Raw genomic sequence first — 13,823 nt, forward strand, 5'->3', positions numbered from 1 at the left:
GCTCGTAGCCGTTCAACATCCAATCTAGAGAGGCTGAAGACCATGCAAGACAATCAAAAAGAATTATTCCAAAAATTACTGGACGAAAGTTTTCGAAAGAAGGCGGCCTTGGAGCCCGGCGCTAAGGTAAATGCATTGGTAACCAGCGCAAAATCGGATTACGTTTTTATAAAGGTCCAGAATGCGGGTCTTTCCGGGATCATTTCTGCGGATGAATTCACGGAGGCGCCTAAACCTGGTATGATCATCGAGGCCTACTTCTTACAGGAATCTTCCGGAGACCAATACTTTACCACTTGCTTGAATGGGGATACCATCAGCAAGGATATGATCTCTGTGGCTCATACTGCGGAGATCCCCGTTCTAGGTCATATCCTAGGAGAGAACGAGGCTGGCGTCGAAGTCAAGTTAGGCGAGTCCACAGGCTTTTGTCCCTTCTCCCAATTGGATCCTGAGTTGAAAAAACAAGGGAACGGAGTAGGCAAAAGGGTCCGCTTTCTCATCTCCGAAGTGGGAAATAAAGGAAAGATCATCGTTTCCCAGAAGAAGATCGCGGACAAGGAAAGAGAGGCAAAGATCTCCGTTCTAAAAGGAGAATTGAAGCCCGGGATGTTCGTGACCTGCCGAGTGAAATCCGTGCATCCTTTCGGTCTAATCGTAGAAGCGGATGGGTTGACTGCTCTTGTTCCTACCTCGGAAGCGACCTTCAAAAAGAATCCGGATCTAGCCCAAGAATTCCATCCAGGACAGGTGCTTCGAGCCAAGGTCCTCAAGCTAGATTGGGAAGAGAACAAGCATAGTTTCACAGTTAAGGATTTTCTAAAGGACCCTTGGGCCCAAAATGTTCCTTTCAAGGAAGGGGATGTGGTTTCCGGAACCGTGGAAAGCGTGAAGCCTTTCGGTGTATTCATAAAATTGAATGAGAATTTCTCAGGCTTAGTTCCGAATCGGGAAACCGGACTGCAAAATCGAATTCCTGCGGCTCAGCATTTCAAATTGGGAGACCAGGTCTCCGCATTCGTAACGGAAGTGAATCTTTCCAAAAGACAGATCTCTCTTTCTCTCGCAAAGGCGAAAGAAGTGCAAGAGAGATTGGATTATAGCGGATATCTTTCCGAGGAGACTTCTTCTACCGGATCTTTCGGTGCTATTCTTGCTAAATCCTTAAACAAGGGTCAGAAGAAGGGATAGTGTCTCTCCGGATCGCATTGTACCGACCGGAGATTCCCCCGAACACGGGAAATATTGCCCGACTCTGCGTCGCCTTGGGGGCGGAGTTGCATATTGTAGGGGAACCTGCGTTCGAACTGACAGAAAAAGCTGCGAGAAGGGCGGGCTTGGATTATTGGGACAAGCTGAGTCTAACTTTACATTCTGATTGGGAGAATTTTACAAAAAGTATTTCTTCCGATTCCAAGATCTATCTGGTTTCCACAAAGGGCAGCGTTTCTTATACAAAACCGGAGTATTCCGAGAACGATGTTTTTCTATTCGGGAATGAGACCTCGGGTTTGCCGGAGGAAATTTTTCGTTCTAATATTCCGGCCGGGATCATTCGGATCCCAATGGAAGAAGATTGCAGATGTTTGAACTTGAGTAATGCCGTCGCCGTGGTCGCGTATGAAGCGTTGCGTCAAATTCGTCGCTGGTGATACGGAACTTTTCCTTCTTAAAAAAATCGGATTTACACTCCTCGAAAAAAAAAGTCCTATGGAAAAATATGGGAATGTCCTTTTCCCTAGGAGAGATAGAGGCCCGTGTGAGGGAGCTCCTAGCAAACGGTTTAACAGGAAATTCCCAGGATTTCCACGCATGGATCCGCATGGACACTCTTCGTCGGTTTAGAGAAGAGCCTGTCTTCCCTCCTGACTCCGTTCAAAACGTTCTAGACGATCTGGTTTCCAAAAAAGAAGCTGCCAAGGGAAAATTAGATCCAAGAGAATACGTGCTTTCTCCGGAATCTTCTCTACATAGAAAACCTTCCAAAAAGGAAGAGTATCTGATCCTCGGCCGAGTGGAGTTCCAACCGATGCAATATGTCCGGAGCAGAATGGAATCCTTTCTTCGCGCAAATGGGATCGATGAGGATCTGATCGTAGACCTGACCATCGGTTCTATAGAGGCTGTGGAGAACGCAGTCAAGTACGGAGACGGAGGGACTGTAGAGGTCAGTTATTCCATAGAAAAAGAGAATGTTTTTAAGATCCGACTAGTGAATAATCTAAGAGAACTGAATATCGAAGAGGATATTGAGAGAGGAAAATTTTCTTCCACAGCCACCCTGATGAGAGGGATGATGGTCATGCAAAAATTATTCGATAAACTGGATCTGGAGATCCTTGAGGACAAACGCCAGGCTCTGTTCCTGGCGGAGAAGCGTCTTCCGAAATAGTCGGATTTATTCTAGCATTCTTTCAGGGATCCGGGTCTTTCTTCCAAAGCCATGTCTGCAATTTTCAAAATACATTCCCCCTATAAAGCCGCCGGCGACCAGGTCCAGGCCATCGAAAAGATCGCTACCTCCTTTCAACAGGGAGAAGAGAAGGTGACCCTGATCGGGGTGACTGGTTCCGGAAAGACCTACACCATGGCTCAGGTGATCGCTCATCTGGGTCTACCTACCTTGGTGCTCTCACATAACAAGACTTTGGCGGCACAATTGTTCCGTGAATTCAAGGAATTCTTTCCAGAAAATGCGGTCGAATACTTCGTTTCCTATTACGATTACTATCAGCCTGAGGCCTATGTTCCTTCTTCCGATACGTTCATTGAAAAGGACATGTCCATGAACGAGGAGATCGACAAGCTCCGACTGAGGGCGACTTCTTCTCTTCTGGAAAGGGACGATGTGATCATAGTAAGTTCCGTTTCTTGCATCTATGGTTTGGGTTCTCCCGAAGAATATGTGAACTCGGTCGTGGCTCTGAAAGTAGGGGACGTGATCGATCGAGATCAGGTGATCCGAAAGCTTCTTCATATACAATACAATCGTAATGATACGGATTTCTCTCGGGGAAATTTTAGGGTACGGGGAGATAGCATCGAAGTCTATCCTGCGTATCATACCGAAGGATTCCGGATCGAGTTTTTCGGGGACGAGGTAGATTCTATTTCTAGGATCCATCCTGTGACTGCGCAAGTTTTGGCAAAGCAGGAGAAATGTTTTATTTATCCTGCAAAGCACTTCATCATGGCGGCTCCTTTGATCAAGGATGCGATCCGCAGGATCAAGGAAGAAATGGTCGAACAAGAAGCGAAGTTCACCAAAGAAAATAAATTCCTAGAGGCGCAACGTATCGTATCTCGTACCAATTACGATATGGAAATGCTCCAAGAAATGGGATATTGCAACGGGATCGAGAATTATTCCCGCCATCTTACCGGAAGAAAAGAAGGAGAAAGACCTGCTTGCCTCATCGATTATTTTAGAGGAGATTTCCTTCTGATCGTGGACGAGTCACATGTCACCATTCCTCAGGTTGGGGGAATGTTTGCGGGAGACAAGGCGCGCAAGCAAACTTTGGTGGATTTCGGGTTTAGGCTTCCTTCCGCTTTGGACAATCGTCCTCTTAACTTTACGGAATTCGAATCTTTAACTCCTAAGACTCTCTATGTTTCTGCGACTCCCGCAGAGTATGAGTTGGAAAAGAGTAGGACACGAGTAGAGCAGATCATTCGCCCTACGGGTCTCTTGGATCCTATGGTCGAAGTCCGTCCAACCAAGAATCAGGTGGAGGACCTTCTTGTAGAGATCCGCAAGCGGATCGAAAGAGAAGAGAGGGTCCTTGTTACCACTCTCACCAAGAAGATGGCGGAAGATCTCACAGACTATTACAAGGAACTCGGATTAAAGGTTTCCTATCTTCATTCCGAAGTAGACACCTTGGAAAGAGTGGAGATCATCCGAGATCTGAGAAAAGGGATCTACGATGTTCTCATAGGGATCAATTTATTGAGAGAAGGTTTGGACATTCCCGAAGTCTCCTTGGTGGCGATTTTGGACGCCGACAAAGAAGGATTTCTAAGAAATTATAAATCCTTAATACAGACCATCGGACGGGCTGCGAGGAACGTAAGTGGGACAGCGGTCCTGTACGCGGACAAGATGACTGATTCGATGATCAGGGCAATCGACGAGACCAAGCGTAGAAGAGCGATCCAAGAAGAGCATAATCATAAGTACAAGATCTCTCCTCAGACCATCAAGAAGCAGATCGGCGATATCATTGAAAGAACAGAGAAAGATCTGACTCCGGAAGAAGCAGCTTCCGAAGAGATAGATAAGAAATTCAGGGAAAAGAACTTCTCTTCCAAGGAAGAGATGAAGGAAAGGATCCGAGAAGAAATGTTAAAGGCCGCCAAGGAACTCGACTTCGAGCGGGCCGCTATGCTTCGAGACAAGATGCTTTCCATCAAATCATAGAGGAATTCATGGGATTCAGTATTACAATAGTTACGATAGCCATTACTACGATCTTAAGCCTGTATACATTGTATTCGGATCAAAATCTATTGGATAAGCTGATCCTAAGGCCGTTTCGGGATTCAAGAGAAGGGAATTATTATACTCTTGCGACCAGCGGTTTCGTTCACGCGGATCTGCAACACTTATTATTCAATATGATCACTCTCTACTTTTTCGGGGGAGCAGTGGATCATGCGATGGGGCCCATGGGCTTCATGGGATTGTATTTAGCGAGCATTATCATCGCCAATCTGATCACATACAATAAATACAAGAACGATCCGAATTATGGGAGTCTAGGTGCTTCCGGAGGGACTTCCGGGATCGTATTTGCTTCTGTTCTATTCTATCCGTATTCTAAGATCTTTTTCTTCTTCATTCCGATCCCAATTCCGGGACCCTTGTATGCGGTATTGTACTTAGCATATTCTTATTATGCTTCTAAGAATAATAGGGATGGGATCAATCACGACGCCCATTTTTACGGATCCTTGACCGGACTCGCTGTGGCTATTCTAGTGCAGCCCGGTTCCGCAATCGCTTTTCTACATTATATAACTGGAATATTCTTATAAGAATTCTGCAAAAGGAGATCAACCTCCTTTTGCGATCTTATCCTTGATGAATGCCTTGAACTTATCCGATCCGAAGCTTACATCCATTCGGATGATCTCCGGAGCTAAATACGGATGTTTTTTCATGATAAATTCTTCGATGGCGGCATACTGATCCGCTTTTGCTTTCAGTAGGATCTTATTCTCCGAATCGATGGTAAGTTTTCCTTCCCATTGGTATAAAAGAGAGACTTCCGGAAAAATAGTACCGCTGGTGATGATCCCTAACTGAAGCATTTCCGCTATATATTCTTCCGCCAGATCTCGGTCCGCCAAAGTAGTAAAGATAAGAATTTCTTGCGACGACGCCATTCGATTCCTCCAAGAGAAAGGAAAGATATGAAATCACTATTGTTTGTCCAGTCTTTCTTCCCGTTCTTCGGGTACAATTTCCGGGACTAGAAGAAGGTTCCGAGATCCAAGAGGAGGATCGGAGTATAGTGCCTTTTATTAATATCTTGGAGCGTTCGGATTGGAATAATTCCCTTTTCCTGAGTTCGGCATAGGGCCGCTGGAGCTAGAAGGATCGAAGTTATCGCAGACATTCCTACATTGAGCGATGCAATTTTCTCTCTTCCGATTTGTAGTGATCGCAGTGATTACTGTTTCCACCACAGGGCTCGGATATTCCTTCCAGCATTTGTCCTTACAATCGCTGTACAAGGTCGTGCAATTATGAGCGTCGTACGGACTCCTGCCTTGTTCCGTCATCAACTGGAAGAGTTCTTGCTCTTCCTTGGTCTTGAAGTTCGGCTTCTTTCCCTTGCGAGCGAGTTCTGCCTTGCTCAAATTCGCTTCGTCTACGGCAGGAACATCTTGGAGGACCGCTCTTTCGCTCGCCTTGGGAGTGCTTCCTTTGCTCCAATCTACTGCGAAATAGCAGTTCGATAGAAATAGAATTACTAGGACTAGCGATTTATTTTTCATACGGAAGAAGTCGATATATATCAAAGGATCTTGGAATAGTAAACTTCCCTTGGATTTTCTCGCAAGGAAAGAAAAGCCCGATTTTAAGAACTATACCGTTCGGATTAGGCGAACTTAATTCGTCGCTTAACAAAGAAGGATGAGGGTTTTTGCGTGTTTTCACCTTAATTTTGAAGGAAAAAAATTTCCAGCGCAGGTCTCATTAGTATTGAAGGTCGAGTCACATATCCTAGTATATGCTAAGACCCGAAGACATGAATAGGAGGTTCGAGTGAGTAGATCCTTTTTCAGCAAATCTGTACGTCGTCCTTTCTTTCTTTTCGCCCTAGTTTTCCTATTTATATCCAACTGCAGTACCTTCGCTTGGGGCTGGGTAAAAGTCCCTTCCGGATTTGCATGGGACCAGGACCAAGTGGGTATCCTGGATCGCAGTCCTGCAGAAGGTTTCTCTGTATTGTATCCGGAAGAGGCAGGCTTGGATTCCAGACCCCTAATAGAATTATCCAAAAAGCTCCGTAAGGACAAAACCGAAGTGCGCTCTCTTCTCATCCTCAAAGAAGGAAACCTGGTTTGGGAAAGATACGCGGGCGGGATCTCGAGACAACACAATCATAATATGTATTCGGTTACCAAGTCGGTGACTTCCTTATTATTAGGAATTTGTTATACGAATTCCTGCGGTGTGGATCTGGATGATAGTCTTGCTTCGGTAGAGACAGGATTGCCCGGATTATTACCGGCAGAGTTGAGCGGAAAGGAATCCATTCGTTTAAAAGACGCAATGCATATGAGCTCCGGAATGGGCTGGGATTCCTTTTCTAAAAAAGAAGATATTCGTACAGAAGCGGATCCTTTGGCAATCGCATGGACTCCGATGGTTTCTTCTCCTCCCGGAACTAAATTCGAATATTCTAATGGAGACACTCAGCTTGTGGCCGGTTATCTGGAAGCTAAGACAGGCAAGAGCCTATACGAATATTCCAAGAATACCGCCTTCTCTTGGTTAGGGATCAAGGGAGAAGAATGGTATACATCGTCTTCCGGTAGACAGACTGCCGGTTTCGGGCTTCGGTTGAGAGCAATCGATATGCTCAAGATAGGGCAGCTCTATTTGGACGGTGGAAAATGGAAAGGTCGCCAAGTGCTTCGTCCGGAATGGATTGCTTGGACCCTGGAGCCAGGAGTGGACAAGAAATATGGACTGCAATTTTGGCTGCATGAATTCGAAGGAAAACCTACATTCATGGCGAACGGAAAAGGCGGCCAATTCATCTACGTGATCCCTCATCGTAGAATGGTAATCGTAATGACCAGCGCTATCTGGGACCAAGCCCCCGATAATGTTCTCGTTTCCGTATTAGAATCGGTAAAGGCTGCGTTGCATTCTAAGGACAAGGCTTCTTCTTTAGAGAGAGAAGAAGCAGTCTTAAAGGAATTGAAGATCGCACATAAGACTTCCTTAGATCCGAAACTAAAAGAAGGCGCGGACGAAACAAGAATTGCAGCCGAACCAGGGATAAAGCAAAATCATCCTTAATGAAGACTGTCTTAATCCCAATTCCCCAGATCGATTTCGATCCCACTGAGGTCTCCGTACCTTGGAAAACCCTAAGCCAGAAAGGATACAAGATCGTATTCGCGACCCCTTCCGGAAATCCGGGAGAAGCCGATTTTAGAATGGTGACCGGAAAAGGGCTCGGCGTTTTGTCTCCTGTATTAAAGGCAAGAAAAGAAGATGTGGAGTTCTATAGAGAATTAGAAAAGTCGAATGAATTCCTTTCTCCTAAAAAGTACGAGTCCGTAAAACCGGATTCCTTCGATGTATTGCTTCTTCCTGGGGGACACGCTAAGGGGATGAGAGTTTACTTGGAGTCCGAAAGCTTGCAGGACTTAGTGGGAAAAACATTCGCAGAGAAAAAGCCGATCGCAGCTATCTGTCACGGGGTTTTACTTGCTGCTAGATCCAAGAATCCAAAGACAAATAAATCTTCCTTATTCGGATACAAGACTACGGGACTACTTCGTTCCCAAGAACTGTTGGCCTGGAATTTGACGAGAGCCTGGTTGGGAGACTATTATAGGACTTATCCGACTCCCTTGCAGGACGAGGTGATCTCCTTTCTTTCTTCTCCGGACGATTTTCAAGAGGGGCCAATGCCTGTGTCCAGAGATACTTCCAGTAATTTTAAACCGGGCTTTACTGTTTTAGACAAAAACTATTTATCCGCTCGTTGGCCGGGGGACGCTCATAAGTTTGCAAGCGAGCTGCCTTTATTCTTCGGTTGAATCCAAGATTTTGATTTTCCGAAAGGGAAGAAGAAACAATCTGTCCTCAAGAACGATTACGTAAGCGTTTTCAACGTTAGAATGCGGTTCAAAGAAACGATGAGTTCGAAAGAAAGATATATTTTTCTAGATGTGGGCGATACTCTTCTCACCATGAAGAAGCCTGCCGGGGAAGTATACTTTGAAGTGCTCAAAGAATTCGGCTTAGACGATAGCAAATATCCGAAGGGAGTCATGGAAAGAGCCTTTCGCAAGGCGTATGCCCATATGACCAGGCATCCTTTACCGGATTATCAGGATAAATTCTACGCTCATACCGACGGAAGCGAAGGTTGGTGGAGAGAATTGCTCGGCTTCTTCTTAAAGGAGATCGGTTCCGATCTGCCTCCCGACCCGATCTTTCAATCCATATTCAAAAAATTTGATGAACCAACTGTTTGGCAGATCGATCCCGGATTTACCGATCTATTAAAGTTTGTGAAAGCGAATAATTTCGGGTTTGGGATCATCTCTAATTGGGATCATCGTCTAAAGGAATTATTGGCAAGCGTTGGAGTTTTAAACCATTTCGATCCAGTTATCGTGTCCGCAGAGTTCGGTTATGAAAAACCTTCTCCCTTGATCTTTAGCGAAGCGGAGAAGATCGTCGGCCTTTCTCCGGAAAGGATCATTTATTGCGGAGATAAGATAGAATTAGACATTACTCCTACTCGTTCCAGGGGCTGGACCGCCTTTCATAAGCATCCGGAGGGAGATATCCAAAGCATTGGGGAGCTTGTGAGTTTACTCAGCAAATAGTTCCTCCTTTCTCTTTTCTTCTCAGATCTTTCGGCTCTATCTGCCGTCTAAACGAAGACTATATTTCGGGAAGAAAACCAAGCATGAAACTGCTCGCCATCTCGGGAAGCCTTCGCAAGGGCTCGACGAATACCGCCTTACTCCTCGCCGCTCAGAAAAATTCTAGGGAAAACATAGAGATCACGTTAGCCGATCCTTTGGATCGTATTCCTCATTTCAATCCGGATCTAGATACGGAAACCCCTCCTGAATCCGTGCAAGTTTGGCGAGACGAATTGAAGAAGGCGGATGGGATCATTTTCTCGAGCCCAGAATATGCGTTTGCTATCCCGGGAGTTTTAAAGAATGCCTTGGATTGGATTGTTTCCAGTGCGGAACTCTATAATAAGCCCGTGGCTCTGATCAATGCTTCTCCTAGTTACGGAGGAGCGGCCAAGGCTCAGGCTGCCTTGATTCAACTTTTGGGTGTTCTTACTGCAAAAGTTGTGGATAAGGCGGTCTTGAATATTGCTTCCGTGAATAAGAAGATAGATGCAGAAGGAAATATTTCGGATCCGAATACTGCCATAGAGCTCCAAAATTGTGTGAATGCTCTTGCGGAAGAAATTTCTATGAACCAAAACTCCTATTAGAATATAATGAATTTCTGTTCCACTTTTGCGTGGTAGGGCCGGAATAAATATTCCGGCGAATTTTATAAAAAAATCCGCGCACTTCTCTTCTTTTTTGCCCTGAACCATATGGTGATTGGATAAATATACTGTCCTCTCGCTGAGGAGCAGTAAGATAATGCCTATACCGATGTTTCAAAAAATTCCTCGTAAACTCGAAGAACTATTGGGTCCCGATGGTTCCGAGAATTTTACGGATTTTCTAAACAAGGCGTTTGCGCATAGCAAGGAGAATGTTGTGGAGCATGTTTTCGAAAGATTTGAAAGAAGGTTGTCCGAAGAGATCCATATGTTTCGCGTCGAAATGAAAACCGACATGGCTAATCTTCGCTTGGAGTTTAAGACCGACATGGCCGAAATGAAAAGTGAGCTCAAGGACGAGATCGGTCTATTGCGCGCTGATATGTACAAACTAAATTCCATTCAGATCAAGTGGACTTTAGCGACTATGGTAGCCTTGACCGGTATATTTGCATTGATCGTAAAACTTTAATGCTTCCGACGCCTCATTGTACAATTTGCAAATTCTCGATAGCTCGGCCTGCGATCTCTTTTCTGAGATCCTGAGCCTTCTTTCGGGAGGCCTTTGTTTCTTCTAAGACTTCTTTCGGGACAGTACTCGGATGTCCTGAGGAAAATGGGGGAGCGGGATTGTATTCCAAGACCAACTGGATCTCTTCGGCTGCCTTTTCGCCTTGGAGTTCTGCGACTAAGGATAGAGCAAAATCGATCCCTGCTGTGACTCCCCCGCCTGAGGCGCGATCTCTATCTAAGACGACTCTGTCTTCCTTCACTTCTACTCCCGGAAAAAGGGACAATACATCTAAAGAAAGCCAATGGCAGGTAGCTTGGTACCCTTTCAATAATCCTGCAGAAGCAAGTACTAGGGAGCCTGTGCAGACAGAAGTGAGATATTGAGCCTTCTCCGCTTTCGTTTTCAACCAAGAAAGGACCCTTTGGTTCTCCATGAGACGATTGACCCCTAATCCTCCCGGCACCAATAATAGATCGAAGTCAGGAGCTTCTTCCAGGCTGAGATCCGGCAAGAAGAAGAGCCCTCTTTCGGACCGGATCGGGTCCTTGGACTCGGCAACCAAGGAGACTTTTGCGCCCTTCATCCTGGAGAATACCTCGTAAGGCCCGACCATGTCCAAGGGGGTGAGATCCGGAAAAACTAGGACTCCTATATGAAATTCGGAAGACATGATCTAAGGAGAAGTTTTCGAAAAGGTTCGGCAAGTTGAATTTGCAGGATTTCCGTTCGAGTAGTAGCTCTTGGGACGAAATTTCTCCCTGACTTTGAGGAACGAACGAATCTAAATATGCCAATTTGGGATATTCTAAAATAGGAAGTAGAATTCCTATGCTTGGCTAAGACGATCTATACAGAAGAATATAAGATCTTTCAGCGCTTATTAAAGAAAGCGAGGGAAGAGGCTGGGCTGACCCAGATCGAAGTTGCCCAAGAATTAGATGCCCCTCAGTCCTTCGTTTCCAAAATAGAAGCGGGCGATAGAAGAATAGATGTAATAGAGTTCTGGAGACTTGCGAGATTGTACAAAAAGCCGTACGATTTCTTCTTCCGATTCGAAGAGAAGTCGGAATCCAAATCTAAGAAAAAATCTCTCAAAGCGGCAAGCACAACTAAGAAGAAGATCAGATCCTGATCTTTGTCAAGCTTCTACGATTCATTAGAAGCCAAACTAATCCGTTTTCAAAAGAAAAGAAGTAGCCAAGAGCCAAAGCAGAATTTAAAAGAAGGCATCCGCTTAGCGGTTATGCGAAATGGAACGGACCAAGATCAAATATGTATCGTCCTTGGTGTATGGGACGAGTCTAGTATTCATAGGGATCTTATTTTTCTTTCTGGGCCGTATGAGCTTAGAAAAGATAGAGTCCACTCTCAGCGATCCTTTTTCTAATTCCGAGATCTCGGAATCTCCTGCTCTTTATTTAAGACCTCATCTTTTGCTAAAGAATGTACGCTTTCATTGGCAAAAGGGAATTTATGTGGATGCGAAAACGCTCTCATTAGAGGCAATTTCCAGATCCGGAAATATGTTGGCATTCGATCGTCCCGAATCCTTTAGTTTGAAAATCCTTTCCGGAGAGATCCGCATCCCTTATTCCAGTTTGGAAAGACTGATCAATGGTAGGCTACTTGCCTTTGCGGAATCTCCTCTTCGTAAGATCCGTATTGCTCCGATCTTGCACAATGGAGCTTGGAAATTGAAGATCAATGGAGAGGTGAAACTCGTTGTCTGGGTCGCTTTCGAAGAGATAGCGAATATGAAGATCGACCAAGAATCGGGGAGGATACTTCTCGAGAACGAGTCTTTGCAGGCATTATTGAATCCGTATACGAAAGAACTTTTGAATACTGTGGGAGTTTCCATCGAGGATCTGATCCGTTTCCCGAAAGGGAAGGGACTTGTGATCTCAGGAAATCGGATCTTCTTCGAACCTTTTTCCGTTTTTCCGGATCCGGGTGTGGAAGGGAGAATTTCTGAAATTAAACTGAATGAAGAAACATTGCAGATCGATTTTATTTCGGAGCAAGAGCTTTCTCCTCCTAAGACGGGAGCGAAAAATTATATCTATGTAGTCGGAGGAAAATTATTATTCGGCGGGATCCAAGTGCACCAAGGCAGGATCTTACTCCAAGATAAGAATGAAGCTACTCCTTTCGAATTTTCTTTTGCTCAATATCGCAAGAATCTTTCCTTATCAGAAGTAAAAATGGAAGAAGACGGTAGAATACTGATCCGAATGCAGGATTCTTCTTCTGATTGAGAGAAAGGTGGCTTTTGAGCATCTAAGATCCGCATAATCGGGCATTCTATTCTTATATTTCATTCTCTCATTTCGTATTTTCAAATTTAAGTATAGATCATGAAACCGTTACTTATTATCGCTCTTCTTCTTGCATTTGTATCCTGCGCGAGTGATTCTTCCTGCTTTAAGAGTTGCGATCATAATTTCTCCGTTTGTCTCCTATTGACGAAAGATTCCAAAAATCCTTTGGGCGTTTACTATTACTGCCAGACCCTTCATGATACTTGTTTGAATACCTGTTATCCGTCAGGGACGGGAGTTCGACCGTATAGAGGAGGGAATTCTCGAGGGAGCTCGGAATAAAAAAAGGAAGAGATCGGATCTACGATCCCTTCCCCAGAAATAAAGAGCTATTTTGCAAAGCCGATTTCGGAAGCCTTTGGTTGGAATGTTTCTTCTCTTCTCTCCGCTACCTCGTCGAAATATGTTTCGTAGTTCGGGAAATTCGTTCCCATGATCCTATCCCAGAAGTTAAAGTATAGGCTGTAGTTCCCATGGAATTTCTGATGATGTTGGTTGTGATGAGTAGAAGTATTGATCCATTTAGTGATCGGATGACTTGCCCAGCCTTTCGGAAAGAATTCGTATCCTAGATGCCACCAGATATTCATGATCATCGCATAGAATGTATGGAATAAGAAGACCCCGAAGTGGATCGGCACCAAACTGATGAACGGAACTATATAGATTGCTTCTAAGAATGCTTCCGCCCAATGGAAATTGTAGGCCGCCAAAGGAGAAGGGTTTACGGATCTATGATGGATCGCATGTACGAAGGTATAGACCTTTTTGTGGTGCATGAGCCTATGAGCCCAATAAAACCAAGTCTCATGCCAGATGGTGATCAGGATATAACTGAAGATCGCATATGCCCAACCTCTTTCGGAGATATGGAAGTAGAGTGCCCTTGGAAGATACCCTAGTTTTTGAAGACTGAAGGAAATCACCGCAACCAAACTGAACACTACCATGGTAACCGCGGATTGTTTGATCTCGTAAACAACCTTCTCCCATTTAGGAAAACTTTTCTGGATCCTGAATTTATCGAAGTATCCTTTCTTCCAAACCCAAAAGACAAAGAAAGCAAGTCCTGCGAGAGGATAGTACCTAATAAAATTCATAGAGAGCTGAAAAAGACCGAAGTTGCGGACACATTCCCAACCGAAATCGCAAGCGTTGATACCCATTATTCCTCCGAACGATTGAGTGAATTGTAGCGGAGTTCTG

Annotated in this window: 16 protein-coding genes; 12 read left to right on the top strand and 4 right to left on the bottom strand. The window is 44.8% G+C overall.

Annotation, left to right across the window (positions count from 1 at the left end; all coding sequences use genetic code 11):
• Nucleotides 1-42 precede the first annotated feature (42 nt).
• The 5 genes from EHO57_RS14305 to EHO57_RS14325 all read left to right on the top strand — a co-directional run bounded on the left by EHO57_RS14305 (nt 43) and on the right by EHO57_RS14325 (nt 5,040).
• On the top strand, nt 43-1,191 hold the full coding sequence (locus tag EHO57_RS14305; protein WP_135646035.1) for a S1 RNA-binding domain-containing protein: 1,149 nt from the start codon (nt 43-45) through the stop codon (nt 1,189-1,191).
• Complete coding sequence (locus tag EHO57_RS14310; protein ID WP_135646034.1) at nt 1,191-1,652, top strand: tRNA (cytidine(34)-2'-O)-methyltransferase; 462 nt, start codon at nt 1,191-1,193, stop codon at nt 1,650-1,652. The genes EHO57_RS14305 and EHO57_RS14310 overlap by 1 nt, the downstream gene beginning before the upstream one ends.
• A 74-nt stretch (nt 1,653-1,726) precedes the next feature.
• Nucleotides 1,727-2,392 carry an ATP-binding protein gene (locus tag EHO57_RS14315; protein ID WP_135646033.1) on the top strand — a complete coding sequence of 222 codons (666 nt, stop codon included), beginning with the start codon at nt 1,727-1,729 and terminating at the stop codon, nt 2,390-2,392.
• Nucleotides 2,393-2,443: 51 nt separating this feature from the next.
• Nucleotides 2,444-4,423, top strand: a complete 1,980-nt coding sequence (uvrB, locus tag EHO57_RS14320) for an excinuclease ABC subunit UvrB (protein WP_135646032.1) — start codon at nt 2,444-2,446, stop codon at nt 4,421-4,423.
• 8 nt (nt 4,424-4,431) lie between these two features.
• Entirely contained in the window at nt 4,432-5,040 is a 609-nt protein-coding gene (locus EHO57_RS14325) for a rhomboid family intramembrane serine protease (RefSeq protein ID WP_135646031.1), read from the top strand.
• Nucleotides 5,041-5,058: 18 nt separating this feature from the next.
• Here the strand turns inward: EHO57_RS14325 and cutA are convergent, their stop codons facing one another.
• Nucleotides 5,059-5,391, bottom strand: a complete 333-nt coding sequence (gene cutA, locus EHO57_RS14330) for a divalent-cation tolerance protein CutA (RefSeq protein ID WP_135646030.1) — start codon at nt 5,389-5,391, stop codon at nt 5,059-5,061.
• 138 nt (nt 5,392-5,529) lie between these two features.
• Nucleotides 5,530-6,006 (bottom strand): LIC_10730 family protein, encoded by a 477-nt coding sequence (locus EHO57_RS14335; RefSeq protein WP_135646029.1) that lies wholly within the window; start codon nt 6,004-6,006, stop codon nt 5,530-5,532.
• A gap of 271 nt (nt 6,007-6,277) precedes the next feature.
• On the opposite strand from EHO57_RS14335, the gene EHO57_RS14340 reads away from it, so the two are divergent.
• The 5 genes from EHO57_RS14340 (at nt 6,278) to EHO57_RS14360 (ending at nt 10,254) form a co-directional block, all read left to right on the top strand.
• Complete coding sequence (locus EHO57_RS14340) at nt 6,278-7,543, top strand: serine hydrolase domain-containing protein (protein ID WP_135646028.1); 1,266 nt, start codon at nt 6,278-6,280, stop codon at nt 7,541-7,543.
• Nucleotides 7,543-8,292 (top strand): type 1 glutamine amidotransferase domain-containing protein, encoded by a 750-nt coding sequence (locus tag EHO57_RS14345; protein ID WP_135646027.1) that lies wholly within the window; start codon nt 7,543-7,545, stop codon nt 8,290-8,292. Before EHO57_RS14340 ends, EHO57_RS14345 begins: the two co-directional genes overlap by 1 nt.
• A gap of 99 nt (nt 8,293-8,391) precedes the next feature.
• A complete protein-coding gene (locus EHO57_RS14350) occupies nt 8,392-9,090 on the top strand; it encodes an HAD-IA family hydrolase (RefSeq protein ID WP_135646026.1) in 699 nt (232 codons plus the stop codon).
• Between the two features lie 83 nt (nt 9,091-9,173).
• Nucleotides 9,174-9,722: an NADPH-dependent FMN reductase gene (locus EHO57_RS14355; RefSeq protein WP_135646025.1), complete on the top strand. Its 549-nt coding sequence runs from the start codon at nt 9,174-9,176 to the stop codon at nt 9,720-9,722.
• A gap of 169 nt (nt 9,723-9,891) precedes the next feature.
• The gene (locus EHO57_RS14360; protein ID WP_246050706.1) at nt 9,892-10,254 is read left to right on the top strand and encodes an LA_3696 family protein; all 363 of its coding nucleotides are present in this window, start codon (nt 9,892-9,894) and stop codon (nt 10,252-10,254) included.
• Between the two features lie 13 nt (nt 10,255-10,267).
• Here the strand turns inward: EHO57_RS14360 and EHO57_RS14365 are convergent, their stop codons facing one another.
• Nucleotides 10,268-10,969, bottom strand: coding sequence for a DJ-1/PfpI family protein (locus EHO57_RS14365; RefSeq protein WP_425460798.1), 702 nt, complete (start codon nt 10,967-10,969; stop codon nt 10,268-10,270).
• A 159-nt stretch (nt 10,970-11,128) separates the two neighbouring features.
• On the opposite strand from EHO57_RS14365, the gene EHO57_RS14370 reads away from it, so the two are divergent.
• The gene (locus tag EHO57_RS14370) at nt 11,129-11,428 is read left to right on the top strand and encodes a helix-turn-helix domain-containing protein (protein ID WP_135646022.1); all 300 of its coding nucleotides are present in this window, start codon (nt 11,129-11,131) and stop codon (nt 11,426-11,428) included.
• 118 nt (nt 11,429-11,546) lie between these two features.
• Nucleotides 11,547-12,554 (top strand): hypothetical protein, encoded by a 1,008-nt coding sequence (locus EHO57_RS14375; protein ID WP_246050707.1) that lies wholly within the window; start codon nt 11,547-11,549, stop codon nt 12,552-12,554.
• A 392-nt stretch (nt 12,555-12,946) separates the two neighbouring features.
• Here EHO57_RS14375 and EHO57_RS14380 read toward each other — a convergent pair whose 3' ends face one another.
• Complete coding sequence (locus tag EHO57_RS14380) at nt 12,947-13,783, bottom strand: sterol desaturase family protein (RefSeq protein WP_135646021.1); 837 nt, start codon at nt 13,781-13,783, stop codon at nt 12,947-12,949.
• Nucleotides 13,784-13,823: the final 40 nt, after the last annotated feature.

Origin of the sequence: Leptospira langatensis, assembly GCF_004770615.1 — a bacterium.
GTDB lineage: Bacteria > Spirochaetota > Leptospiria > Leptospirales > Leptospiraceae > Leptospira_B > Leptospira_B langatensis.